We start from the raw sequence: 26,277 nt of genomic DNA on the forward strand, positions 1-26,277 counted from the left end.
TATAGTGAATTATCAGAAAATAACCTTTACCCCAACAAATATTATAGAGCCTATCAAAAAAAAGGCAAGCTTTAGCCTGCCCTTTTTAAAATCAATATTTTTTAACTCACTTTATACCAGCAAAGGCCAATCCCGCCCTCACCTAAATGAGTACCAATGACAGGACCAAAGTAACTGAGAACAAATTCTACATTAGGATATTTCTCTTCCAATTCTTCTTTCCATTTTTGAGCAATTTCCTCGCGCTCAGCATGAATAATACACGCTTTCACTTTTTCAGATTGACTCGCTGATTCGTTTAATAATTGTTCCATTCGTTTAAAAGCCTTTTTACTCGTACGGATTTTTTCAAACGGAACGATCTTTTTATCTTCAAAGTGAAGCAGTGGTTTTACTTGAAGTAAGCTCCCTACCATGGCTTGAGCACCACTCAAACGACCACCTCGTGCTAAATGGCTTAAATCGTCCACCATAAAGTAGGCACGCATATTTTCTTTCATTTCATCAAGTTCCTTAACAATGTCTTCAGGTGCTACACCTTGTTGAGCCATTTCAGCTGCACGGAGTACGTAGAATCCTTGCGCCATACAGCTTATTTCTGAATCATAAGGATAAACTCTTACTCCATCAACTGATTGTCCAGCTGACACAGCAGCTTGATAAGTACCACTAATTCCACTAGATAAATGAATAGAAATAATAGCATCATACTCATTCGACAGCTCTTCATATTTATTCAACACTTCTCCGATTGAGGGCTGCGATGTTTTAGGAAGCTCGTCCGAAGTACGTACCTTATCGTAGAATTCCTTAGTCGTTATGTCATATAACTCTCGGTAGGTTTCTTGACCAAAGTTCACAGAAAGAGGTACAACATGGATCTTCATTTCTTTTAATCGTTCTTCCGGTATGTAGGCCGTACTATCTGTTACGACAACCGTTTTCATTACCTCTACCTCCCTTTTTCTACTATAAATTTTACTATATATCCCAAATAATTGCGATATAGAATAAATAAAAAAGTAAACAATGACGAATCCTTTAATCAAATAAAAACCGCCGAGGAACATTCCCCAGCGGACTAATTTATTTTACTTCTACCCAGCCATTTTTAATCGCTGTGACAACAGCTTGAGTTCTGTCATTTACGTTCATTTTTTGTAAGATATTAGATACATGATTTTTAACCGTTTTTTCACTAATATAAAGTGTCTCAGAAATTCCACGGTTGCTTTGACCATCCGTCATCAATTGAAGCACTTCACATTCACGTCTTGTTAATAAATGTAATGGTTTGCGGTATTCCACAGGTTGGAATGCCGCGCTTGAACCGTTTGAGCTAGAACCTGTGCCTGCCAGTGCTAAACGGTGGTAATCTTTAATTAGGTTGTGAGTGACTTTCGGATGAACATAAGAACCTCCGTTACTCACAATTTTAATAGCATTGACTAGCTCATCAGTGTCCATCTCTTTTAACATATAACCTAATGCTCCTGATTTAAGAGCATGTGTGACATATGATTCATCATCATGAATGGATAAAATAATCACTCTTAAGTCTTCAAATCTTTTAATCAGCTTTCTAGTCGCTTCAACTCCATTAACATTCGGCATGTTAATATCCATAATCACGATGTCAGGTCTTGTTTGTTCAACAATCTCCATAGCATCGGTTCCATCGCCACCTTCAGCGACAACTTCAAAACTATCCTCAAATTCTAATATGCGTTTTACACCTTCACGAAATAGTTTATGATCATCAATTAACACGATTCTAGTTCCCATACATTTGACCTCCTATGTTTAACGTTTCTATCCCAAAGTATATCGAATACCGTCTCATTATTGTTCATCGTAAACATTCGGTAAAGAAATTTTAACCTTTGTGCCATGTCCTAACTCTGACTCAACCTCTAGTTTGCCGTCCAACATTTCTATTCGTTCACGCATTCCAATCAATCCAAATGATTGGTTTCTCTTCTCTTCTTGGTCAAAACCAATACCATCATCAATCACACGAATATTCAACTGGTCATGACTGGCTTCAAATTGAACACGTATCAATTTAGCTTGAGCATGTTTAACTGCATTTTGTACAGCTTCTTGAATCATTCTAAAAACAGCCGCTTCAAACTTATGTCCGTATCGCATTTCCTTACCTTTAAACTCAAAATTGATTTTGAGTTCATGGTATTCCTCTATTGTGGATAGATACTTCCGCAATGTCGGAACTAGTCCTAAGTCGTCCAATGCCATCGGTCGCAAATCATAAATAATGCGACGCACTTCGTATAGCGCATTTCGCGCCATCTCTTTCATCTCTTTTATCTCTTTTAAGGCTTCGTCCATTCCACGCTGTTTCATTGTTTTATCGACAATATCTGAGCGAATTAAAACATTAGCAAGCATTTGAGCTGGGCCATCATGAATTTCTCTTGATAAATTCCTGCGCTCTTCTTCTTGAGCTTCGATAATTCTTAATCCAAATTCATGCTTTTGCTTGGCCGTTTCTAACGCTTCATTGACTCCTTTAAAGTCTTCTTGTAAATAAGTCAAGATCACGTTAATTTTACTCATTAATTTTTCAGCCCTGTCAACATTCGTGGCTAGTGCCTTAATCCTCTGCTCTAACTCATCGCGCCGTTTAATTAACGCGACTTCCTTTTGTCGTTGAACAACCAGCTGTGTTTGTAGCTCATGCGTACTATTATAAACTTTACGCACTTCTTCTTCAGAATATAGCTCAAAGTTCTTACTCACTTCTGACAATCTTGCCCTAGAAGCTTTAAGTCGCCTTTCCAATTCGTCACTCTCACTAATTATATTCTCTACCTCACGCTTAATTTCCTTCACTTCTTTGTTTAGGGCTTCTTGTTGTTTTCTAGATTCCTCTCCAATCTCAAACACTTCCCGTTTGCTATTGGTCACAACATTGATCATCTCTTCTATAACGGAGTCTAGAGCTTTTTCGTTATCCTTAACTACCGACATTACCAATTCCTCCATCATGTCTATAACCATTCGAAAGATTTCAAATATTCGCGTGGGTTTTAGTCACATTTTATCATTAAAAAGGAAACTGCACACCCTTTGCTCGAAATTTGTAATAACTTTATAATATATGAACGAGAGGAGATTAATATTATGCTAGAAAACTACTTAACCATCAAAGAGCAAGGATCACACGAAATAACGATTCAAAAATCTCGTTTTATTGGACATGTTAGACGAACTGAAACAGAAGAAGAAGCACAAAATTTTATAGATGCAATTAAAAAGAAGCATAAAGACGCTACCCATAACTGTTCTGCCTATATGATTGGTGAACAAAATCTTATTCAAAAAGCCCATGACGATGGCGAGCCAAGTGGAACAGCTGGTGTACCTATGTTAGACGTACTTAAAAAAATGAATCTAAAAGACACTACTGTTGTTGTTACTCGATATTTTGGTGGTATCAAGCTTGGTGCTGGTGGTCTAATCCGAGCTTATTCAAATGCGACATCCGAAGCGATTAAACAAATTGGTGTCGTTGAACGTTCATTAATGAAAGAATTTTTAGTTAAAGTAGATTATGGATTAATAGGTAAATTAGAAAATGAATTACGTAATAGTTCTTTTGTAATGGGAGATATTGATTATCTAGATCAGGTTACTTTCCATGTATTAGTTCCAGTATCACAAGACAAAGAGTTTAAAACATGGATCATCAATTTAACATCAGACCAAGCTGAAATCTCAGTGTCTCAAGAACGATATATTGAAAAAGACCTATCAATCTAATCATTTAAGCCGTTTGCAGTCATATGCAAACAGCTTTTTTTACAAAAAAAGATCCCCCAAATAGTTTGGAGGATAAATAAAAAGATAGCGTCTAAATAACCCTTTATGATCGAGGTCAATTACTATTTTATTATTTTTATATAATGACTTCAATAGTTAATAAGTTGATAAATATTTTTGTTTTTAGCCCTAAAAATTTGATGTATGAGTCGATTTTTTTCATAAAATTGTAATAAATATTTAATAATAATTATTATAATTATACTAGGTCTATGGAATTATTTATGATTTTATAGAAGGATAATCCAAAAGTCACTAAGAAAATAGTTAGAGTATTAAAAATTATTCTAGGGGGGAAATTAAAGAATGAAGAAAGTCTTAACATTGATTGCAGCTGTTGCAATCGCACTATTCTCTTTCTCTGCTTTAGGCGTTGGTGCAGATTCAGAGGATCAATATTACTCAGTCGTACTTAAAAACAACGCTAAAGTAGAACAATTTAAAGGTGATTTAGCATTAACGAATGCTGAGATTGTCTATGAGGTACCTGAAATTGGTTATTACCAAGTAAAAGGCGTAGCTGAAGACTTAAATCAAATTAAAGGATTTAAATCCGTTCAAGCAGCTAGTTCATCTCTATCTTGGGAGTTACCTGAATTACAAGAAATTGAATTCGATGGAGATCTTTCTGGTGACTTATTAGATGAATCTGGATTAGAATCGACTCCTGCCTATTGGGATATTCAGTGGGACATTCAACGAATTACAGAAAATGGTGCTAGTTATGAAGAACATACTGGTTCTCATGATACCGTAGTTGCAGTTATTGATACGGGTATTAACCCTAACCATGTTGATCTAGCACCAAATTTATTACCTGGCTCTAAAAACTTTGTACCAGCTGGTGGTTTCCAAGGTACTGAGCCTTCTGAAACTGGAGATCCTGACAATTATATTGACTTACATGGACACGGAAGTCACGTTTCTGGTTCAATTGCTGGGGCAGGAACGGGTATTGCAGGTGTAGCTCCTGACTTAGGTCTCCGTGCTTATCGTGTGTTCGGTACAGGATCAGCGGAATCTGCATGGATTTATAAAGCTATGATTGCAGCTGCAGACGATGGCTCTGATGTTTTATCTATGAGCCTTGGTGGATGGGATCTATTTGGACAAACATTTGTTAAAGATGAAAATGGTAAATGGGTCAACGCTGGTAATGATGTAGCTGATTATGTCGCTTACAAGCGTGCAGCGAAATATGCAGAAGATAAAGGTGCTGTCGTCGTTGTTGCAGCTGGTAACGATGGACTTGACTTAAGTAATAACAATGAAGTAATGGACTATTTAAATGCTGAATACGGGGATGAAAATATTGAGTTTCGCGGTACAGCTAAAACAGTTCCAGCTCAGCTTTCTAACGTGATCAACGTTTCAGCAACTGGCCCCAATGATGTTTTAGCAATTTATTCAAACTATGGAGCTGGTCAGATTGACATCACTGCTCCAGGTGGAGATCGAGCATTACTTCAACAGTATATCGATGAAGGTAAAGAAGACGAATACTATGATAACCTTCTTTACTATAATGAGTTCGCTCTAAGTACTGGTAATGAATCACCTACTGAATATTACTTCAGCATTGGTACTTCAATGGCTACACCAAAAGTATCAGCTGTTGCAGGTCTCATCATCGACCAAAATAACGGTGATCTATCACCAGCACAAGTTAAGCGTGAACTATTAAAAGATGCAGTTGATGAAGTCAAAGGTCAAGAAAGAAAACTTTTCGGTAATGGCCACTTAAATGCGCTTAAAGCAGTTCAATAGTTCGTTTTTATAATATGAACGATCCCGTTGACATTCCAACGGGATCGTTTTTTATTAGATAATAAAGTCTGTGAATTAGAGAATAAAATACATAAATTAGATAATAAATTTCGTGAATTAGATAATAAATTTCGTGAATTAGATATTAAACTTTCCAGAATGGATAATAAAACCCTAAAATTAGATAATAAATTCTGAAAAATAGATAATAAATCATAAAAATTGGATAATAATTTCTGAGAGATTATAAACCGAATTCCACGGACAATATCTCATCTATATGATGTAAAAAAGCTGCCCCAAAGGTAAACATAACCTTTAGAACAGCTCTTGATTTTTAATCTTCTTTATCTGTTAACTTGAATTTTTCCTTACTAAGATTAAATAGGCAAGGTCTTCGCGGTCATAACTTTGGAGGTCTTACGATTAATCGGAAGAAAGTAGCCCTACGAAAGACTTGTTTAACTCATAGAGCTATACAATACTGTTTTTGAATTATTTTGTCCCAATATGTCGATACGATGTTTATTTTCTCCTATTTTCCCAGTATAAATCACACTATTTTTGACGAAGATGAAATTGAAAGAATACGGCATCATCGAAGCTGAGAAAGGCTGATTGGTAAACAATGCGAAAATTATTATTGGTTATAGCTATCATCATGATTTATTTAGTATCTAATGGAATCAGTTGGGTTGAACGCAGTCTTAATCAATTAGACAAAGAAGAAATCGAAACAACTGAAGAATCAGAAGCTCAACCTACAACTAATAGATGGGGCGATGACATTTTATACATAGAACCTTCAGAAGAAAATCAAAAACCAGATGAAGAACAAATCATTCGAAAGTATGAAACCACTTTTGAAGATTTAAAAGAAGAAACGGTCAATGAAATTGGTGAAATGAAAGAAGAAGTATTATCTGAGTTAGATGAAGATACTAACCCACTTAAAATGGGCGCCTTAGTTTTGAAATATGAACAAAAAGCGACTCAACTTGAAGAAGATATTGATCAAAAATTTACGGAATTCTTTGATTCGTATAAATCTGAGCTAAATCGGCATGGCTATTCCACAAATTCTGTTTCCAAATTAGAACGTCAGTATAAAAGAACAAAGTCTCAGCTTAAAAACGAACTTGTGAAGGAAGCTAACACATGGATTGAAGAACAAAAGAACTTCTAAGAATCGACAAATTTATTGTTTAAAATTAAAGTTTATTGAAAATTTAGTAAAACAGTAGCATAATTTTTGGATGAAATAGGGGTAACAATTTCCTAAAAAGCTTATACAATTGAGTTAAGGTGATTATTTCGATGCAGTTTAAAGGCAAACCTTTTGAAAAAAAGGGACGCAAAGCGAGTGGTCTAAGGGATTGAACCTAAGACAGCACAGCTGCCTCATCTTGTTGGGGGAGGTTAATGTTGGTCATGATGACACATTATCAGAAGGGTACAGAGAAGCAACTGGATCGAGAATGGGTTTTACTTATAAAAAAAGCAAAAGAAATGGGAATTAGCAAAAGAGAAATTCGGGAATTTCTCGAATTTCAACGACCTGGATACTAATACTTCAAATTCCGCTTTGATACCGTGGATGATTTCGTTCACGGTTTCTTTATGTTTACTTATTTTTGATTTGGAAATAATAGAAACATAACTTTAAGTAGACTAGCAAATTTTACTATATTACAATATGACTATAAGTTTAAGAGAGTTGGTGAAAAACGTGCCCCATGGAAAGTGGTTTCGGTTTGGATATGCCATAATTATCATCATGATTATTATTTTTCTTTCAACTAAGATTCAGTTTATATTTGAACCGCTATTTGTCCTATTTCAAACTATATTTACCCCATTAATCATCGCCGGAATTTTATATTATTTAACAAGACCAATCGTTGATTTGCTTGATAAGAAAATGCCCCGCTCAGTAGCGGTATTAATTGTTTTTTTAACTGGGATCGGTTTAATCATAGGGTTAACTATGTTAATTTACCCTGAACTTCAAAGACAGATCGAAAATTTTGCAGAACAAGTTCCTAATTTTATAAATGAAGCGAATCAATTTCTAATAACTGTCCAAAACAGTGATTGGTTTGCTAGAATATCTCCAGATCAACAAGCTATAACAGAATGGTTAGAAGGTATTGAAGGACGGATCACAGAAATAGCTACTAATATTGCAGGTCATATTACAACTTACATCGGTTTGCTAGCGAACATTATCATTGTCTTAATCGTCGTTCCTTTCGTATTGTTTTATCTATTAAAAGATGGTGAACGTCTTCCAAAAAGGATATTAGGTTTTTTACCTAAAAAGTATCAACATGAAGTTGGCGATATTTTAGATGAGATGGATGATGCCTTGAGCAACTATATTCAAGGTCAAATTATCGTTAGTATTTGTGTCGGTGTTTTAATTTATATCGGTTATTTAATTATCGACTTACGCTTCGCATTGATCTTGGCGTTTATTGCGTTAATCACCAATTTTATACCGTTTATTGGACCTTGGATTGGGACAGCCCCAGGGGTTATTGTCGGATTATTTGAGTCACCTTTTCAAGCTTTACTCGTCGTCGTGGTAGCGGTTGTCGTACAACAAATTGAAAGCAACTTAATCTCACCACAAGTCATGGGTAAAAAACTCAATATCCACCCGATTACGATTATTTTCTTATTATTATTTGCTGGAAAATTTGGTGGAATCGTGGCCATGATCATTGCTGTACCAACCTATGCTGTTATAAAAGTCATTGTCAGCCATATTTACAGAATTATTAAGCTTAGAAATAAAGAGATGTTTGATTAAGATCATCATAAATTCTCTAACTTTAATCCCCTTATAGCATACTCACTTGGTTGCTATAAGGGGATTTTTCATGCTTTGTTATTACGTTACGATTGGTCAATTACTTTTTAATTTGAATTAATCCCATTTTTGATTGAGTCAATAGTCTTTTTGGCACTTTGCTTGGTTACATACGTTTCACTAGTCGCTACAACTTCATGGTTATTTGCTTTAATAACAAAATAATACTGATCATTCGCTGATTTTGTTATTTCAAAGTACATGACCATCACCTCCTGTTTAAGCTTATTTCTACAGCAAGGTTGAAATTCCTATATGAAATTAGTTCTAAATCTAAAAAGGCTACCCTAATTAAAGAGCAGCCTCTTCATATCATCTATTTAATAACCGTTTCGTAATCTTAAATGCAAAAAACAATGCAATGATAAACCCAATCCAATAAACCATCATTTTTAACCCTTGACCTGCATCATATGGTACAACGCCGCCAACAATAAAACTGCCTAATAACGCACCTGATATAGGAATCAGAATGGCAAATAGAGGATGTAATTGGCTAAACATTAAAAACTCTCCACAATACTCTGAAGACGAACGGATAAACGCGAACCATGCCAAGCCCGTGAAGATTAAACCAAAGATCAGAGGTATTAAAACATTTTGATCAGTACCGATGTTTAAATAACTGAACCAAAACATATCTTCCATTATAAAATTATCATTATAAACAGATCCGGGGTCCCCTCCATGAAGGTCCACCATACTCGCGATCAAAACAAATAGTGCTTGAGGATAAATTAGAAAAATAAAGCTTAAAACAGTTTGGGACTTAACCTCTCCTGTAATCGTTCCTACCAACATCGCTAAAGAAAAAATAACAAAATACATAGCCAACGGTGAGAAGAAAGCATATAACATATTTATTTCCGACAACAAATACGAAAACTCAGACTGAACAATGACTAAATATCCTGACAAAAATGATATCGCATAAGTTGATCCAATCACTATCAGGCCATAAAAATATTTCGTTAAAAACATCTGGGTTCGAGAAAAAGGCAATGCCATCATAAAGTCATATCGCTTCGTATTTTTCTCTAAACCTATTAAAAAACCTGCTAATAAAACAATCACAATGACTCCAATCACGGCATAAAGTTCCCCAGAAAACAGACTCTGAATTTCATAGATGGATTGTTCAGACCAATGCAGACTATTTTGTCGAGCTTTCCAACTATCAATTGATAATCCAGCAGCTACTGGATATGCCAAAATATAAACAACTAACAGAGCAAAACTGATTATTTTCGTATGCTTCCATTCTTTCATCCATAGTGCTTTAGGAAACATATAAATCACCCCCAAGCTTCGCGACAAAAATATCTTCTAACGTTAATGCAAGATCTTCAAATAAGATTGGATTAGCCTGATGAATCATATCAATAGAATCTTGATCATCTTGAGGAACTAAAACAACTGCGACTCTTCCTGTTTCACTTAAAATATGAACATGTTCTCTTAATGAGCTAGGCATTCCATCTTGAAATGCAACCTGTAGTTTACGATATTGATCCTTTAAATGCTCCATATCAAATTCAGAATCGACTTTTCCACCTTTTAAGACAACAATATGATCCGCTAATTTTTCTAATTCATCCAGACGGTGCGAGGAAATCAAAACTGATACCTCACGTTCAGATACAACTTCCGCTATGAGTTGTAAAATTTGCTTTTTAACGATGACATCTAATCCGTCTGTTGGTTCGTCAAGTAAGATATATTGAGATTTAGTTGAAAAGGCTAATATCAGGGAAAATAAAGCCTTTTGCCCTTTTGAAAACGATTTGATTTTCCCATCTTTATGAAAATTAAACCGTTCAAGTAGTTCATAAAAATAATCTTGGTCAAATGTATGATAGATTTGTTGATAAAATCTAATAATTTCTTTTATGGTATATGTTTTTAAAGCATCTGTTGAATCTGGAACAAACACGACCTGTTGCTTGATTTGAGGTTGAATAAAAACATCCTGGTCATCAACTGTGATCTCACCTTTTGATGGTTGCAGTATCCCAGCGATTAATCGAAGCAACGTCGTTTTTCCTGCTCCATTACGTCCAATAACACCCGTTACGGTTCCTTTTTGTACGGAAAAACGAATATCTTCTAAAATCATTTTGTTATGGATTTTTTTAGAAACTCCGCTCACTCTGATCATTGACTCTCCCCCTCTTGCTTCATATATCCTTCATCCACCCAACTTTTAAGTTTATCTGACGTAATCCCTATTTGATGAGCAGATATCACTATATGATGAACCTGTCTTTTTATCTTTTCGAGTTCTTTTTCTCTAACTAAATGTTCGACATCTTCACTAATAAAGGTCCCTTTACCTCTATAGGTCACAAAAATTCCTTCGCGCTCAAGCTCTTTATAAGCTTTACTAACGGTGTTGGGATTAATCATCAGTTGTGATGATAACTCTCGCACCGAAGGTACTTGATCACCTGGAAGGACAATCCTCTGTAATATTCTATGGCGCACTTGTTCAATAATCTGCTCATAAATTGGCTTGGGGCTAGTTGGGTTTAGTTGAATGTGCAAACTCATCACCTCACTATGCTGTATTAAGTGTACTATATGAAGTAGTACACTTACAACACTTTTTATCAGAATTAATTCATTTGCCTAAAAATTTTAAGCTGTCTGATATAATAGGTTTTAAAGGAATCCCATCTTAAAGGAGTAATAATATGAATCTAGAGAAGTTAAAACAACTGTTTCCCAATATAAAACGAGTTCATATGAATGAAGATGGTTATTATTCTTTTCGAGTTCAAGGGCAGTTATATGCTATTCCAAATGACGATCTCACAAATGAACAAAAGCAATTAATTGAAGCCTTCTCTGATCAAGAACCTTTACATACAAAAGAAGAAACAGAATGGATTCACTACCTTACTCAGAAAACTGACCGACCACCACATGACTTAAATCAATACCGTTTTATAGTGATCCATCTCCCTGAAAGAGCTACCGATCCATCGAATTTGAGACAATCCGTATCGATGGCGCTAAATAAACCATTTTTATTTATTTGGAAACCTGATCTTCAATTAGTGCTAATAGAGGAAATATCAGAAAAAGAAGAACCTATTGAATTCGAAGAAATTATGGATGTATTGAGTGATGATTTGGACTTAAAGTTAAGATTTTTCGTAAGTGATACTTATAATGACATTGACAAAGCCCCGTTGATTTATCATTGGTTTATTAAAACGGCCGAACAAATATTTGAAGTTACTCACCAACGAATCGTTAAGCAAGAGAATTCGTTATTAGAACTTCTTCCTATGAAATATTCTAAGGAAGATCGACTCTTTTATACTGAATCCATATTAAAAAACACCATCCATGATTCAGAACTTCTAAAAACGATTCAAACGGTTATCGAGCATCATGGGAATGTTACAGCTACAGCAAAAGCATTATATATGCATCGAAATAGTGTGCAATATCGTATTGATAAATTCCAAGAACAAACGGGACAAGATATGAAAAACTTTAAAAACATGATTCAAGTTTATTTAGCCATTCAATTAATAGATTCCTAACCTGCACAAAAATAGTCAAAATTTTTATGCAAATGGTCCATATGAAACCGTTTTATCTTTTATTAAACTAGAATTAACAAAAAAATTTGGAGGGGTTCTAATGGCTGAGTTACGTCTCGAAAACATTAATAAAATCTATGACAAAGATGTTCATGCTGTACAAGATTTCAACTTACATATTAAAGATAAAGAATTTATCGTCTTTGTTGGTCCGTCTGGCTGTGGTAAATCTACTACACTAAGAATGATTGCTGGACTAGAAGAAATTACTGCGGGTGAGTTTTATATTGATGATCAACTTATGAATGATGTTGCACCTAAGAATCGTGATATTGCGATGGTATTCCAAAACTATGCTCTATACCCTCATATGAATGTTTATGACAATATGGCTTTTAGCTTAAAATTGCGTAAAGTCAATAAAAAGGAAATTAAAGAACGCGTTCAAAAAGCTGCGGAAATCTTAGGGTTAGAAGAGCTTCTAGACCGTAAGCCAAAAGCTCTTTCTGGAGGTCAGCGTCAGCGTGTCGCATTAGGACGCGCAATTGTACGTGATGCCAAAGTATTCTTGATGGATGAGCCACTATCGAACTTAGATGCAAAGCTTCGTGTACAAATGCGTGCAGAAATTCAAAAGCTACACCAACGTCTACAAACGACCACCATCTATGTAACTCACGACCAAACGGAAGCGATGACTATGGCAACACGTCTTGTGGTTATGAAAGATGGAGTCATTCAACAAGTTGGTTCACCGAAAGAAGTTTATGATCAGCCGAATAATATGTTCGTCGGTGGCTTTATCGGCTCACCTGCTATGAACTTCTTAAAAGGGACACTCAATGATAACTCCATTACAATTGAAGGTCACGACATTGCTATTCCAGAAGGCCGAATGAAAACTCTTCGCGAATTAGACTATGTCGGAAAAGAAATCGTATTAGGCATTCGTCCAGAAGACCTTCACGATGAGCCTGCCTTTCTTCAAAGCGCGGAAGGTTCTTCATTTACTGCAATGATTGATGTAGCAGAACTTATGGGATCGGAATCTTACTTGTATTCCAAAATTGGAGAACAAGACTTTACAGCACGTGTTGATGCTCGTTCAAACGTCGAAGCTGGTCAAGATATCACGCTTGCAGTTGATATGAATAAAGCACACTTTTTCGACGTCGATACTGAAGAAAGAATTGATTATCAAGCACAAGTAAAAGAAGAAACTCAAGAAGTATAATTTTTTAACCTATAAAAATATTTAAAGATGGCTGAGACAAAAATAATGATTAAATAAAAGAAGGCGAACCTTAGACTGTATTAAACATCCAAGGTTCGCCTTCTTTATGGTAGTTACGTCAAAATGCTTCGCTTTCCGCAGGCACGGCTTCAACTCCCCCAAACTCACTTCTGTTCAAAGATTTAAGGATGTTCCGCTAATGACACAGCTAAATTTATCCATATATGACGGTTACATTAGGATGTTGAGTTAAAATACTTGCCGGAAAGCTTTCACTCACTTCCCCTTCCAACAAACGATTGATTGCCTCTTGTTTATTTTCTCCATATGCTAATAGAACTATTTGACGGCTTTCCATGATGTTTTCAATCCCCACTGTAATCGCTTGTTTAGGCACTTCTTCTTTCGAATTAAAGAATCGAGCATTTGCTTCTCGTGTTGAATCCGCTAACTGAACGACATGTGTGCGTGAATGAAAGCTCGTTCCTGGTTCGTTAAAACCTATATGACCATTGACACCTAAACCTAGGACCTGTAAATCAACGGGACCTTGAGACTGTAATAACTGCTCATATCTTTCACATTCTTTTTTAGGATCTTCTGCCTGACCATTCGGAATATGAATATGGTTCTTACTTAAATCCACTGACTGAAATAAATGCTTTCTCATGAACTGATAGTAACTTTGGGGGTGAGAACGATGGATCCCGACGTACTCATCTAAATTAAACGTTTTTACATTCTTAAAGCTAACCTTCCCTTGTTGATAATCACGAATTAACTGCTCATAAAGTCCGATAGGTGTACTGCCTGTTGCTAACCCTAATACTGCCTGAGGGTTCTCCTTAATCTCTTCTACAACGACCCCAGCAGCCATTTTACTCAAGTCCTCATAGCTTTGAACTTTATAAGTTTTCATCCCTTTCACCTCAATCATAAACAACACCTCGACAAATGGTTTTCTGTATATGAAAATTGGAATCAACTAACAATAAATCAGCATCTTTTCCAACTTCAATACTTCCTTTTCGATTAAACACACCTAATTGCTTAGCTGGATTCACCGAAGCCATTTGAATGATATCTCTAAAACTTGCTCCCGTTACTTTGACCATATTTCTCGCCGCTTGATCCATCGTTAATAAACTACCAGCTAAAGTACCATCACTAAGGGTGGCCTTGCCTTGTTTAACAGTCACATCTTGACCACCTAGCTTATATGTTCCATCTGGCTGTCCTTTTGCTCGCATCGCATCGGTGATTAATAAAATTCGATCTGGACCGATTGTTTGGTAAATCAAACGTAACATATCATCTGTAACATGAATCCGATCAGCAATGATTTCACTTTTTAAGTCTGGTAATAGCATCGCTGCTCCTACTGCCCCGACATCTCGGTGATGTATTCCATTCATCGCATTACATAAATGTGTCATTTGTCTGACCCCACGTTCAACAGCAAGTTTGATCTCCCTTGAACCCGCATCGGTATGACCAGCTGAGGCGATGATCCCTTTATCAACTAAGTACTGGATGAGCTCTCCATCCATGTCTAACTCAGGAGCCATCGTGACTGTTTTAATCATGCCCTTTGATTTTCCAACCCAGCGTTTCATCATGTTTACATTTGGTTTAACGATATACTCTTTTGGTTGTGCACCGGCCTTTTTAATTTCTACAAAAGGCCCTTCAATATGCAACCCTAAAACTTCAGCACCTTGTTTTAAGTTTAGCTCACCCACTATATCTAATACCCGTTCAATCTCTTGATGTTCACTGGTGATCGTAGTCGGTACAAAAGAAGTGACTCCCTCTTCTAGAACAGTTTGGGCGATTTGCTTAATCGCTTCAGGTGTTCCATCCATGACATCTGCTCCACCTGCTCCATGAATATGACCATCGATAAAGCCTGGAATTAAGTTAAGCCCTTCACCATCGACCACTTCACCATCACTAGTATGTTGATGACCAATCCTTTTTATGATTCCTTTTTCGATTAGTAGCGAACTGTTTCTTAATACATGGTACTCAGTATACACATTCACATTTTTAAATAAGGTTTTCATGTCATCACCTTTGAATTAATATTTTATATAAAATTAAATAATTTCGTAATATTATTTCAATACCTTCACATTCATATTATAATAAAACATAAGAATATTAAAGGGAGAGTTGTGCATGGTTCGTGATTCTTTTATTAAAAGTTTAATAGAAATTGTCGGAGAATCACATGTGGAATGTAGTGAAGCAGGGCTTATGGCCTACTCCTTTGATGCGACACCTAACTTTCAAAGCAAACCAGACGTCGTCGTAAGTCCTGCTAACACTGAAGAGATTTCTCAGATCGTTAAACTTTGTGAAAAACATCAAGTACCAATCGTCCCTCGTGGTTCGGGAACTAATCTTGCAGCTGGAACGACACCGACCCAAGGAGGCGTCGTCATCTTATTTAATAGATTGGATCAAATTATAGAAATAGATGAAGAAAATTTGACGATTACCGTTCAACCAGGTGTTATCACGAAAACCATTTGTGATACGGTTGAAGCTAAAGGGTTATTTTACCCACCTGATCCAAGTTCTATGAAAATATCTACTATTGGCGGGAATATTAACGAGAACTCAGGCGGCCTACGTGGTCTGAAATACGGTGTTACGAAAGATTATATACTAGCTCTTGAAGTCGTCTTACCGAATGGTGAAGTCATTCGAACGGGCGGTAAACTCGCTAAAGATGTAGCAGGTTATGATTTAACAAAACTATTGGTGGGATCTGAAGGAACATTAGGGATTGTTACAGAGGCAACGTTAAAGTTAATTCCGAAACCAGAAACAAAACAAACACTATTAGCCATCTATGAATCCATCGACCAAGCATCTCAGACGGTTTCTAGTATTATAGCCAATAAAATGACACCCGCCACGCTAGAGTTTATGGATCAACCTACCATCCATGCGGTTGAGGAATACTCACATCTCGGATTACCGACACAAGCAGAAGCCGTTCTATTAATTGAGCAAGATGGGCCTCACTCAGTTGTATCCGAGGATATTGAACAAATCGCTTTACTTTGCAGAAAAGAAGGAGCGATTGATGTAAAAATTGCTAACACCGAAGAAGAAGCGAATCGTTTACGTGAAGGGCGGCGAGCTGCATTATCTGCGATTGCTAGATTGAGTCCAACGACGATCTTAGAAGATGCAACCGTCCCAAGGTCAGAAATCGCCCCTATGGTTCGGCAAATCAATCGAATTGCAGAAAAGTATAATGTTAGAATTGCAACGTTTGGCCATGCTGGAGACGGCAACCTCCATCCTACTTGCATGACAGATGCTCGAAATCAAGAGGAAATGGAACGTGTAGAAAAAGCATTCGAAGAAATTTTTGCTTATGCAATTGAGTTCGGAGGTACCATTACAGGTGAGCACGGGGTTGGTGAAATGAAGTCACCTTATTTAGCTTGGAAAGTCGGCGATGCAGGATTAGAAATAATGAAAAATATTAAAGCTGCGTTTGACCCTCACAACATTATGAATCCTAGAAAGATGTTCGCCAAAGAAACTCGAAAAAGAATTGCACTTTAAGGTGGTGAATCCATGAGCACGATTCAAAAAGACTTTGAGGAGCGAATTGAAGAGAACGAACTCCTAAATTGTATGCGATGTGGTTTTTGCTTACCTGCATGTCCCACTTATATTGAAACGAAAAGCGAAATCCATTCCCCTCGTGGTCGAATCGCACTGATGAAAGCAGTACGTGACGGTGACATTGATTCCTATGAACAAGTAGAGGAATCTCTGAATGTTTGCTTAGGGTGTCGTGCCTGTGAGCCCGCGTGCCCAGCAGGGGTTAATTACGGACACATGTTAGAAGAAGCACGTGCCATTTTTCAAGAACATAACAAACCTTCTATAAAGGAAAAAACAGTTCGGAAAACGGTTTTCAAACAACTTTTCCCTAATCAAAAGCGTATGGAGCAAGCCACGAGCTTACTTAGTTTTTATCAAAAATCTGGGTTACAAAAAACAAGCCGTAAACTAGGGATTTTAAAACTCTTTCCAAAACATATGCAGCAAATGGAAAAAGCACTCCCACAAGTGAGTAAAGCAGAACGTTCAGCTGATACTGTCTTTAAAGCTGAAGGAGATACGAAAGCAACTGTTGCTATGTTTAGAGGCTGTTTAATGGATACGATGTTCCATGAAACGAATCAGTCAACCATTAAATTACTGAATAAGGCTGGGTGTGATGTCGTCGTACCTAATACGCAAAATTGCTGTGGCGCCTTGCACGGACATAGTGGAGAAAAAGAAGGAGCTTTAGATCTAGCGAAGAAAAATATTCAAGCATTTGAAGATGTGGAATGTGATTACATTATTACGAATGCAGGAGGCTGCGGAGCCTTTTTACATGATTATCATTACCTACTTCGCCATGATTCCATTTGGTCAGAACGCGCCAAAGAATTCGTGGATAAGATTGTTGATTTTTCATCCATATTAATCAAGCTCGGGTTTATAGATCAACATAACCTTCAAGTCTCACCACAATATGTGACCTATCAAGACTCTTGCCACCTTCGAAATGTTATGGGAGTCTACAAGGAGCCTCGCGCTTTGATTCAAGCTGTTCAAGGGGGAAGTTTGGTTGAAATGGAAAAGGCCGACTCTTGTTGCGGGTCAGCTGGGATTTATAACATTACCCAGCCTGATATGTCGATGCAAATTTTAGATCACAAAATGAAGCATGTCGAAAAGACTTATGCTCAAACTATTATTACTTCAAATCCAGGTTGCTTGATTCAAATGAGACTGGGAATTGAACGAGAAGGTAAGTCAGACTCTATGAGAGCTGTTCATTTGGCTGACTATTTATTAGAAGCATTAGTGAATTAAATTATTAAGAAGGCTAGCTAAACACTAAAAAGTAGAATGACAGTTATTTATATACGTAGAAGAAAGAAGCCGAACTCTTAGGTGTTAAATATAACCTTAAGTTCGGCTTCTATTATATAAGTTGATTGGTCTCAGCCTTTTCTTCTGAAGTAACTTTTTTTGTCTTCAGTTTTTATTATTCCTCATATAAATGACACGCTACCCAATGGTCTTCTTCCTTCTCAATAAATCTAGGCTTCTCTTCCGCACAACGTTCATGAGCCATTGGACATCTTAATTGAAATGGACAACCCGTGGGAGGGTCACTTGGATCTGGAACATCCCCTTGCAAGATTACACGTTCTTTCTTTTCTTTTGGATCAATACTGGGTATAGCAGATAATAAAGCTTGTGTATAAGGATGTAATGGGTTTTCATAAAGTTTATCTGTTGTAGCAAGCTCCATCATTTGTCCTAAATACATTACTCCTACACGGTCACTTAAATGTTTGACGACATTTAAATCATGTGAAATAAAAATATAAGTAAGGTGAAACTCTTGTTGTAACTTAATTAAAAGGTTAAGGATTTGAGATTGAATAGAAACATCTAATGCAGAAACAGCTTCATCTAAGATCACCAGTTTAGGATTAACAATTAACGCTCGCGCGATACTGATTCGTTGTCTTTGACCACCACTAAATTCATGAGGATAACAATCTAGTTGTTCTTTAGATAAACCTACTTTCTCAATCATGTTAGCTGCTTTTTGCTCAGCCTCTTTTTTAGTAGCAAGTTTATGCGTTAATAAAGGTTCCATTAATAATTTTTTCACTGTCATTCTCGGATTTAAGGAACTAAAAGGATCCTGGAAGATTAACTGCATATCCTTACGCATGAGACGAAAAGAACGCTTTCCTACATCCAGCAAATTGTCACCTTTAAATAAAACTTCTCCCTCAGTTGGTTCGTGTAAGCGTAAGATTGCACGTCCTGTAGTGGATTTCCCACAACCACTCTCTCCTACCAAGGAGAATGTCTCATTTTCTTTTACAGCAAAACTAATATCATCCACGGCCTTCACGTAACCTTGAGTTCGCTTTAAAACTCCACCCTTAATCGGAAAATGTTTCTTTAAATTTTTAACTTCTAGTACGTTCTGAACTTCTCTCATTAGCTCTCCCCTCCTCTACATGTAACCAACATTTACTCAAATGATCATCTTGAACTTGATACATTAGAGGTTCTTGATTAAAACATTGATCCATAGCATAAGGGCATCGAGTTGCAAATCGACATCCTAATTCTTGATACTGGTCTGGTGTTGGTACATTTCCTGGAATAGAATATAATTCTTCAGATTTATTACCTAAAGAACGTATAGATGATAGTAACCCTTTAGTATAAGGGTGTGCTGGCTCTTCAAATATTTTTTCTACCGTTGATTCCTCAACAATTTGCCCCGCATACATCACAGCGACCCTTTCGCACGTTTCTAAAATGACACCTAGATCATGCGTAATCATTAAGATTGCTGTGTTATGCAAATCCGAAAGTTCGTTCATCAAATCTAAAATCTGAGCTTGTATAGTTACATCTAGAGCGGTTGTCGGTTCATCTGCTATTAATAGCTTAGGTTGACAAATTAAAGCCATCGCAATCATCACACGCTGTCTCATCCCGCCAGATAGCTGATGAGGGTAATCCTTCATGACTTGATCAGGACGTGCGATTCCTACTTTTTTCAACATGTCTACACCTATTTTATACATCTCTTTTTTACTATAAGTTTTATGTATCTTTAATACTTCTAATAGTTGATATTCTATAGTGTATAAAGGATCTAATGCCGTCATTGGCTCTTGGAAAATCATTGAAATTTCTCTGCCACGAACTTTTCTCATTTCTTTTTTTGATATATTGGCTAGATCTTTTGTAGAATCGGTATTTAACTCAATACTGCCTTCTTGAATTTTTAGTACTTCAGGCAATAAATTCATGATGGCTAACGACGTTAAACTTTTCCCACTTCCCGATTCCCCAACAATCCCATATTTCATTCTCTCATCTATTTTTATATTTACATCTTTAACAATATTAAAATCTTTTTTATTCGTCATATAGTTAATAGATAAGTTTTCAATATTTAATAAAGGCTTCATGATTAACCTCCTAGGCTTATTGATCATTAAGTCAGCGAACCAAATCACTGTTTTAATTTCGGATCTAATAAATCTCTTAAACTATCTCCTAGCAAATTAAAACAGAAAATCGTCATCACAATGGCTACAGCAGGAAATAATATGGTCCATGGCGCAAATTCCATATAAGTTCGTGCATCATTCAACATAACTCCCCAAGATGGATTTGGAGGCTGAACACCTAAACCAAGAAAACTTAATGCTGCTTCAGTTAAAATTGCACCAGATAATGCTAATGTAATTTGAACGATAAAAGGTGCCATAATATTCGGTGTAATATGCCTAACAATGATTAGGGATGGCCTTACTCCGATAGCTTGAGCATTCGTAATATATTCATTTTCTTTTACCGTCATGACCGCTGAGCGAACTAGCCTAGTAAAAACAGGCATAAACACAATACCTATGGCGATCATTGTGTTTGTTAGATTTGGACCCAATACAGCTATAATGGTTAATGCGAGCAAAATATCTGGAAAAGCAAAGAATACATCCATAACCCTCATGATCACCTGATCAACTTTACCTTGGAAATAACCACTGATTAACCCAAGTATTAAACCTCCAATCGCCCCTATACCAACTGCTATTAATCCAACTTGTAACGAGACTTGAGCACCGTAAATGATTCTAGAAAATATATCTCTACCAAACTCATCTGTCCCGAATAAAAATTGACTACTTGGCCCTTCCAGTACATGTTCTGTGAACATTGTATCTGGCTTATAAGGAGCGATTAGCGGTGCTAACAGAGCTAAAAGTACAACAAGTAATATACCTATTAACCCGAATAGTCCTACTTTGTCATCTATTAACCTTTGTACAAATACTTTCATGGAGCATCACACACTTCCTTCAAAAAATAATACGTTTATTTGTAAGTAATTCTTGGATCTAAATAGGAATAAAGTATATCAACTAGTAAATTAACCAAAACGAACACGAACGCGATAAATAAAATTGCACCTTGAATAACTGTAAAATCTCTTTGATTAATGCTTGTCAATACTAGCTGACCTAAACCTGGCAATGAAAAAATCTGTTCAATAATAACAGTGCCACCTAATAAAACACCAATTTGCATACCTATGATTGTGAGTATGGGTATCATGGCATTTCTAAGTGCATGATTAAAAATGACTAAACGTTCTTTTGCTCCTTTAGCTCGGATCGTTCTAATAAAATCTTGTCTTAATATTTCCAGAATAGATGAACGCGTCATCCTCATAACTGCCCCTGCCATAGCCGTACCTAATACGATTGAAGGTAATAACATGATTTGCAGGTTTCGAATAGGATCTTCGAAGAAACCAACATAACCTACGGGTGGACTATATGAAAAAGTTAAAGCTAGAATGAGTATAAGAACGGTAGCTAAAGCAAAGTTAGGAATCGATACACCTAATAACGACACAATTCTTACTGTGAAATCTGTTTTGGTATTTCTTTTAATCCCAGCTATAACCCCTAAAGGAATCGCTATAATCCATGATAGAATAGCTGATAAAATCGTTAATTCAAAAGTAATCTTAAAACGATTCAAAATATCTGGTAAAACTTCTCTTCCAGTGGTCATGGATTCACCGAAATCACCCATTAATACCCCACTCATCCATGTTATGTATTGTTCAATTACTGGACGATCTAAGCCAAAATCTTTTCTTAATTGAGCTAATGATTCTTTTGTTGCATCTGTACCCAATATGGTTTGGGCTACATCCCCTGGTATAATTCGCAACGTAAAGAAAATCACGACAGAAACACCAAAAAGTACAGGTACTAACATCAATAAACGTCTTATAATATATGCATACATCGTACTCACCCTTAATATGAGAGGCTGCTTAGTATAAGCAGCCTCATTCTTAATTATTGTTTTGATACTTCTACAATATCTTCTCCATCATGAGGATAAGGAACAAAGTCAACGACTGAGTCTCTAACAGCTACATATTTCATTGGTGATACCAAGAATAAATTAGGTGATAGATCTAATAATAGATTTTGAGCTTCATTATAAATTTCTTGACGCTCACCTTGATCAACTGTAACCTTACCTTCCTCAACTAAAGAGTCATATTCCGAGTTAGTGAATCCCCACACGTTTGCCGAGCCATCCGTGTGAAAGAAATAATTTAATGCTCGGTCTGGGTCTGTGCCTGAACCGTTACGTCCAATCAGAACATCAGCAGAAGTGTTTGACCAAGTATCGATATACTCTCCCCACTCAATTTGCTTAATCTCAGCACTTACACCAATTTCTTCCCATTGTTGCTGTAATAACTGAGCTGTATCTACCATGTCATCATAGGTTGAAGCTGTCGTAATGGTAATATCGAACCCATCTGCATAACCCGCTTCTTCTAATAATGCTTTCGCTTGTTCAATATCATTTTGATAAAGCTCATGACTTTCTACATCTATCGACCAATCACCCATCGAAGGTGCTACTGGTCCAGAGACGACGGCATCACCATTCCATACAATATCTGTGATAGCTTGTCGATCTGTTGCTAAGCTTAGTGCCTGTCTAACTTTTGGATCATCAAGTGGTTCTGAATTCACATTGAAACCAACATAGCTATATTCCAAAGATTGATAGTCTTTTACATCAATTTCTTCTTCATTACTTATTAAATCTGCAGATTGAGCAGTTAATGTTGTTAAATCGACCTCACCAGTACGGATAGCAGATAATCTAGCTGATTCTTCTTTCATTGTGTAATAAATGACTTCATCTAACTTAGGTTGTCCTTCAATAAAATAATCTTCATTTTTAACAAGATTAACTCTGTTGTCCGCAACCCATTCTTCAAATTTAAATGGTCCAGTTCCGACTGCTACCTGTTGTAAGTCACCGTTTTCTTCAACAACCTCTTGGTCAACAATAGCAGCACTTGCATTCGTTAGGTTTGATAAAAAGGTTGCGTCTGGATTACTAAGATTAAACTGAACTTCATAATCTCCTACAACTTCAATACTTTCTACATTTGAAAAGTAAGAAGCAATATGAGAAGCCGTTTCTTCATCTAAAATCCTTTCAAAACTATATTTCACATCTTCTGCTGTTACTTCATTTCCATTATGGAACTGTACACCTTCACGCAAAGTAAAAACATAAGTAGAATCATCTGGTTGATTCCACTCTTCAGCAAGGTCAGGGACGACTTCCATATTTTCATCAAAAGTTACCAGTCCACTATACACTTGAGAATAAATTCTTACCGAAGAGTGTGCAGGTGTCTTATGCGGGTCCAGTCCTGCAGGTTCTTGGTCATTTGCTATTTTTAAAACCTGTTCTACATCCTCTGCCGCTTCTTGATCATCTGCTCCCTCATTTTGAGAATCAGAATTATCATTTTCCCCCTCACTCGTACAAGCAGCTAATAAAATACCTAATAGAATCAGTAAACTAACTAGAAAGCCTTTTCGCTTAAACATGTTTCATCCCCCTATAATTATAAAAAATTCGTTCATTATACGTTTAATTCCTTGACGTTAAACCGAGTGTTACCCCAATCCCCTAGTATTTTCTTCAAGTACTCGATTGAAATCCTGCTAACGATTTATTCCTCCCTTCTTACAATAGAAAGTTTTAAGTGAAAACCTATTTAATTATTATCATTATTCTGAAAACTCAACTTAAAAAATTAATTTCATTCATCAATCAGACTTTCTGATGGCTTCTCTAACAAATCCTTTAGATTGTTCTAATAAAAGGTTGGCTTGTTCATAATCTACATTCGCTAGAATCATCACAATAGCTGGCTTTACTTTATAATCTGTTTCTTGTAACACTTTTTCAGCCTCATCATAACTAACTTGAGTAGCTTCACGTACAATCTTTTTACAACGTTCTTTTAACTTATAGTTAGTGGCATTCACATCTACCATCAAATTTTGATAAACTTTGCCACACTTAACCATGGAAGCTGTTGATATCATATTTAAAATCATTTTGTGAGCAGTCGCGGCTTTGAGTCTAGTTGATCCTGTCAATACTTCAGGACCCGTGATGACCTCAATTGCAATATCTGCATAATGACTGATCTCTGACTCTTCATTACTAGATAAACTAACAGCTTTAGCCCCAACCATTTGGGCATATTTTAAAGCTCCTTTGACATATGGCGTTCGTCCACTAGCAGCAATACCGATCACGACATCATCTTCACTTAATTGACGTTCTTTCAGGTCCCTTACGGCTAGATCTTCATTATCCTCTGCCCCTTCTACCGCGACCATCATTGCATCCGAACCTCCAGCTATAACAGCCTGAATCATTTCAGATGAAGTACTAAAAGTCGGAGGACATTCTACTGCATCCAATAATCCGATTCGACCACTAGTTCCTGCTCCTACGTAGAACAACCTACCGTTATTTATAAAAGATTGGTAGACTACCTCAACTGTTTCCTCAATTTCTGGTAAAACTTTGCTAATGGCTTTTGGAATTAACATGTCCTCTTCATTCATAAGTTGTAATATTCTGTCCGTTGTCAATTGGTCTAATTCTTTTGATTTTGGATTATAAGTCTCTGTCATTAGTTTTGTTAGTCTCTCCATCATTAAACCTTCCTAGTTAATAATATTGCTACCAACAGGTGTTCTCCATCTTTTATGAATCACTTACTGATAGTAGATTGTGAGTTTGCACTTTACTCCGTAACTTGTATAACTAACATGCTAAATAGGTAATGGATATATTAAAATTTATGAAAGCGCTATAACTATAATGATAATCTAATTAAAATAATATATCAATATTTTGACTAATTTTATAAAATATTTTTTTAATATGTACCATTATAAAAAATGCTGTCTCATATCGTCACATTTTGACTTTGAGACAGCACTTTTTAAGGACTGGTATTTCTTTACTCCCTATTTTCATACTAACATAAATGCCCCTATACCCCTTTTCTGAACGAAATGAAAAAACACCCGAAATGGTACTTGCCCCCCAATATCGAGTGTCATAAACTATTGCTGTATTATTTCTTCTTTTTCACTTTTTCATTCAAATTGTTAATCGCAACTCGAGTTGAGTCTAAATAATCAACCGTTTGTTCATAAGACCTTGAAGCTAAACACATAAATAGAATATCAATAACATGTAGCTGGGCGATTCGGGATGAAGTGGCGCCACTTCTAAATGTGGCTTCTTTTGTAGCAGAAGTATACAAATTAATATCTGCCTGATCCGAAACCGTCGACCTTCCATATTTCGTTAAACTAATCGTTTTAGCCCCTCTAGCATTCGCAATTTCTAAAATCTTTGCCACTTCATGTGTTTCACCTGAAAAAGAAATTCCAAATACGACATCTTCATCAGATGCATTAGCTACTGCTGTTGCTGCCATATGTAAATCAGTCAATGCAGATGTTGCACGGTTAATTCTTAAAAACTTTTGATAAGCATCAATAGCAGGAATGCTTGATGCCCCCACTCCAAAAAAGTAAATACGTCTCCCCTTTAAGAGTGCTTCTAAGGCTTCATTTAAATTATCGGTATCTAATAAATTCGCTGTCTCTTGAATCGTTTGAACGCTATTTAATGTCACCTTTTCAATGGTTGATGTAATGGGTTCATTTGGCTCAATATCACGGAATTCCAATACTTCATTCCGTTGAAGATCTCCAGCCACTCGAAGCTTTAACTCTTGAAAACCTTTCAAATTTAACGATTTACACAACCGAATAACAGCGGCACTACTCGTTTCACTCTCACGTCCAAGCTCAGTCGCTGTCATATTAATAGCTTTTTCAGGATACTCCAAAATATATTGTGCGATCTTCCTCTCAGAAGGTGGAAGTTTATTTTTCATTTCATTTAACATAAAAATGCCTGCATTGGTCCGTCCCATCTCAATACCTCCCTACTACATTTTACCCAAATCACAGCCGCTACAGCAATTAATTAGA

25 protein-coding genes and 1 riboswitch are annotated in these 26,277 nt (G+C 36.3%); of the genes, 9 read left to right on the top strand and 16 right to left on the bottom strand.

The window, feature by feature from the left end:
* Positions 1-101 precede the first annotated feature (101 nt).
* The 3 genes from BMY57_RS10120 to BMY57_RS10130 all read right to left on the bottom strand — a co-directional run bounded on the left by BMY57_RS10120 (position 102) and on the right by BMY57_RS10130 (position 2,991).
* Positions 102-947: a DegV family protein gene (locus tag BMY57_RS10120; protein WP_091773939.1), complete on the bottom strand. Its 846-nt coding sequence runs from the start codon at positions 945-947 to the stop codon at positions 102-104.
* Positions 948-1,086: 139 nt separating this feature from the next.
* Entirely contained in the window at positions 1,087-1,785 is a 699-nt protein-coding gene (locus BMY57_RS10125; protein WP_091773940.1) for a response regulator transcription factor, read from the bottom strand.
* Between the two features lie 57 nt (positions 1,786-1,842).
* Positions 1,843-2,991 (bottom strand): sensor histidine kinase, encoded by a 1,149-nt coding sequence (locus BMY57_RS10130; RefSeq protein ID WP_091773942.1) that lies wholly within the window; start codon positions 2,989-2,991, stop codon positions 1,843-1,845.
* Between the two features lie 153 nt (positions 2,992-3,144).
* Here BMY57_RS10130 and BMY57_RS10135 point away from each other — a divergent pair, with 153 nt between their 5' ends.
* From BMY57_RS10135 to BMY57_RS10155, 5 genes are all read left to right on the top strand, one after another.
* Positions 3,145-3,783 (top strand): YigZ family protein, encoded by a 639-nt coding sequence (locus BMY57_RS10135; RefSeq protein ID WP_091773944.1) that lies wholly within the window; start codon positions 3,145-3,147, stop codon positions 3,781-3,783.
* A 366-nt stretch (positions 3,784-4,149) separates the two neighbouring features.
* Entirely contained in the window at positions 4,150-5,610 is a 1,461-nt protein-coding gene (locus tag BMY57_RS10140; protein ID WP_091773946.1) for a S8 family peptidase, read from the top strand.
* A gap of 628 nt (positions 5,611-6,238) precedes the next feature.
* The gene (locus BMY57_RS10145; protein WP_091773947.1) at positions 6,239-6,796 is read left to right on the top strand and encodes a hypothetical protein; all 558 of its coding nucleotides are present in this window, start codon (positions 6,239-6,241) and stop codon (positions 6,794-6,796) included.
* A gap of 133 nt (positions 6,797-6,929) precedes the next feature.
* A riboswitch (cyclic di-GMP riboswitch) is annotated at positions 6,930-7,014 on the top strand.
* Between the two features lie 18 nt (positions 7,015-7,032).
* A complete protein-coding gene (locus BMY57_RS10150; RefSeq protein ID WP_091773949.1) occupies positions 7,033-7,179 on the top strand; it encodes an anti-repressor SinI family protein in 147 nt (48 codons plus the stop codon).
* Positions 7,180-7,339: 160 nt separating this feature from the next.
* Positions 7,340-8,425 carry an AI-2E family transporter gene (locus tag BMY57_RS10155; protein WP_175614600.1) on the top strand — a complete coding sequence of 362 codons (1,086 nt, stop codon included), beginning with the start codon at positions 7,340-7,342 and terminating at the stop codon, positions 8,423-8,425.
* A gap of 107 nt (positions 8,426-8,532) precedes the next feature.
* Here the strand turns inward: BMY57_RS10155 and BMY57_RS10160 are convergent, their stop codons facing one another.
* The 4 genes from BMY57_RS10160 to BMY57_RS10175 form a co-directional block, all read right to left on the bottom strand.
* Entirely contained in the window at positions 8,533-8,688 is a 156-nt protein-coding gene (locus BMY57_RS10160) for a YegP family protein (protein ID WP_091773953.1), read from the bottom strand.
* 109 nt (positions 8,689-8,797) lie between these two features.
* Positions 8,798-9,775 carry an ABC transporter permease gene (locus BMY57_RS10165; RefSeq protein WP_091773955.1) on the bottom strand — a complete coding sequence of 326 codons (978 nt, stop codon included), beginning with the start codon at positions 9,773-9,775 and terminating at the stop codon, positions 8,798-8,800.
* On the bottom strand, positions 9,765-10,643 hold the full coding sequence (locus BMY57_RS10170) for an ABC transporter ATP-binding protein (protein WP_091773958.1): 879 nt from the start codon (positions 10,641-10,643) through the stop codon (positions 9,765-9,767). The genes BMY57_RS10165 and BMY57_RS10170 overlap by 11 nt, the downstream gene beginning before the upstream one ends.
* Complete coding sequence (locus tag BMY57_RS10175) at positions 10,640-11,029, bottom strand: GntR family transcriptional regulator (protein WP_091773960.1); 390 nt, start codon at positions 11,027-11,029, stop codon at positions 10,640-10,642. Before BMY57_RS10175 ends, BMY57_RS10170 begins: the two co-directional genes overlap by 4 nt.
* A 149-nt stretch (positions 11,030-11,178) precedes the next feature.
* On the opposite strand from BMY57_RS10175, the gene BMY57_RS10180 reads away from it, so the two are divergent.
* Complete coding sequence (locus tag BMY57_RS10180) at positions 11,179-12,039, top strand: PucR family transcriptional regulator (protein WP_091773962.1); 861 nt, start codon at positions 11,179-11,181, stop codon at positions 12,037-12,039.
* 100 nt (positions 12,040-12,139) lie between these two features.
* On the top strand, positions 12,140-13,273 hold the full coding sequence (locus BMY57_RS10185) for an ABC transporter ATP-binding protein (RefSeq protein ID WP_091773964.1): 1,134 nt from the start codon (positions 12,140-12,142) through the stop codon (positions 13,271-13,273).
* Positions 13,274-13,487: 214 nt separating this feature from the next.
* Here the strand turns inward: BMY57_RS10185 and nagB are convergent, their stop codons facing one another.
* A complete protein-coding gene (gene nagB / locus BMY57_RS10190; RefSeq protein ID WP_091774010.1) occupies positions 13,488-14,192 on the bottom strand; it encodes a glucosamine-6-phosphate deaminase in 705 nt (234 codons plus the stop codon).
* Positions 14,193-14,202: 10 nt separating this feature from the next.
* Positions 14,203-15,339: an N-acetylglucosamine-6-phosphate deacetylase gene (nagA, locus tag BMY57_RS10195; RefSeq protein ID WP_091773966.1), complete on the bottom strand. Its 1,137-nt coding sequence runs from the start codon at positions 15,337-15,339 to the stop codon at positions 14,203-14,205.
* A 115-nt stretch (positions 15,340-15,454) separates the two neighbouring features.
* Here nagA and glcD point away from each other — a divergent pair, with 115 nt between their 5' ends.
* Positions 15,455-16,861, top strand: a complete 1,407-nt coding sequence (gene glcD / locus BMY57_RS10200; protein WP_091773968.1) for a glycolate oxidase subunit GlcD — start codon at positions 15,455-15,457, stop codon at positions 16,859-16,861.
* A 12-nt stretch (positions 16,862-16,873) separates the two neighbouring features.
* Entirely contained in the window at positions 16,874-18,172 is a 1,299-nt protein-coding gene (locus tag BMY57_RS10205) for a (Fe-S)-binding protein (RefSeq protein WP_091773970.1), read from the top strand.
* Between the two features lie 175 nt (positions 18,173-18,347).
* Here BMY57_RS10205 and BMY57_RS10210 read toward each other — a convergent pair whose 3' ends face one another.
* From BMY57_RS10210 to BMY57_RS10240, 7 genes are all read right to left on the bottom strand, one after another.
* Positions 18,348-19,325 (bottom strand): ABC transporter ATP-binding protein, encoded by a 978-nt coding sequence (locus tag BMY57_RS10210; RefSeq protein ID WP_091773972.1) that lies wholly within the window; start codon positions 19,323-19,325, stop codon positions 18,348-18,350.
* Positions 19,294-20,313, bottom strand: a complete 1,020-nt coding sequence (locus BMY57_RS10215) for an ABC transporter ATP-binding protein (RefSeq protein ID WP_091773974.1) — start codon at positions 20,311-20,313, stop codon at positions 19,294-19,296. The genes BMY57_RS10210 and BMY57_RS10215 overlap by 32 nt, the downstream gene beginning before the upstream one ends.
* A gap of 44 nt (positions 20,314-20,357) precedes the next feature.
* Positions 20,358-21,188, bottom strand: coding sequence for an ABC transporter permease (locus BMY57_RS10220; protein WP_091773976.1), 831 nt, complete (start codon positions 21,186-21,188; stop codon positions 20,358-20,360).
* A gap of 35 nt (positions 21,189-21,223) precedes the next feature.
* Complete coding sequence (locus BMY57_RS10225) at positions 21,224-22,168, bottom strand: ABC transporter permease (protein WP_091773978.1); 945 nt, start codon at positions 22,166-22,168, stop codon at positions 21,224-21,226.
* A gap of 53 nt (positions 22,169-22,221) precedes the next feature.
* Positions 22,222-23,793 (bottom strand): ABC transporter substrate-binding protein, encoded by a 1,572-nt coding sequence (locus BMY57_RS10230; RefSeq protein ID WP_091773980.1) that lies wholly within the window; start codon positions 23,791-23,793, stop codon positions 22,222-22,224.
* Positions 23,794-24,015: 222 nt separating this feature from the next.
* The gene (murQ, locus tag BMY57_RS10235; RefSeq protein ID WP_091773982.1) at positions 24,016-24,918 is read right to left on the bottom strand and encodes an N-acetylmuramic acid 6-phosphate etherase; all 903 of its coding nucleotides are present in this window, start codon (positions 24,916-24,918) and stop codon (positions 24,016-24,018) included.
* Between the two features lie 428 nt (positions 24,919-25,346).
* On the bottom strand, positions 25,347-26,219 hold the full coding sequence (locus BMY57_RS10240) for a MurR/RpiR family transcriptional regulator (RefSeq protein WP_091773984.1): 873 nt from the start codon (positions 26,217-26,219) through the stop codon (positions 25,347-25,349).
* Positions 26,220-26,277: the final 58 nt, after the last annotated feature.

This window comes from Piscibacillus halophilus, assembly GCF_900110685.1.
In the GTDB taxonomy this organism is placed as follows: domain Bacteria; phylum Bacillota; class Bacilli; order Bacillales; family Alkalibacillaceae; genus Piscibacillus; species Piscibacillus halophilus.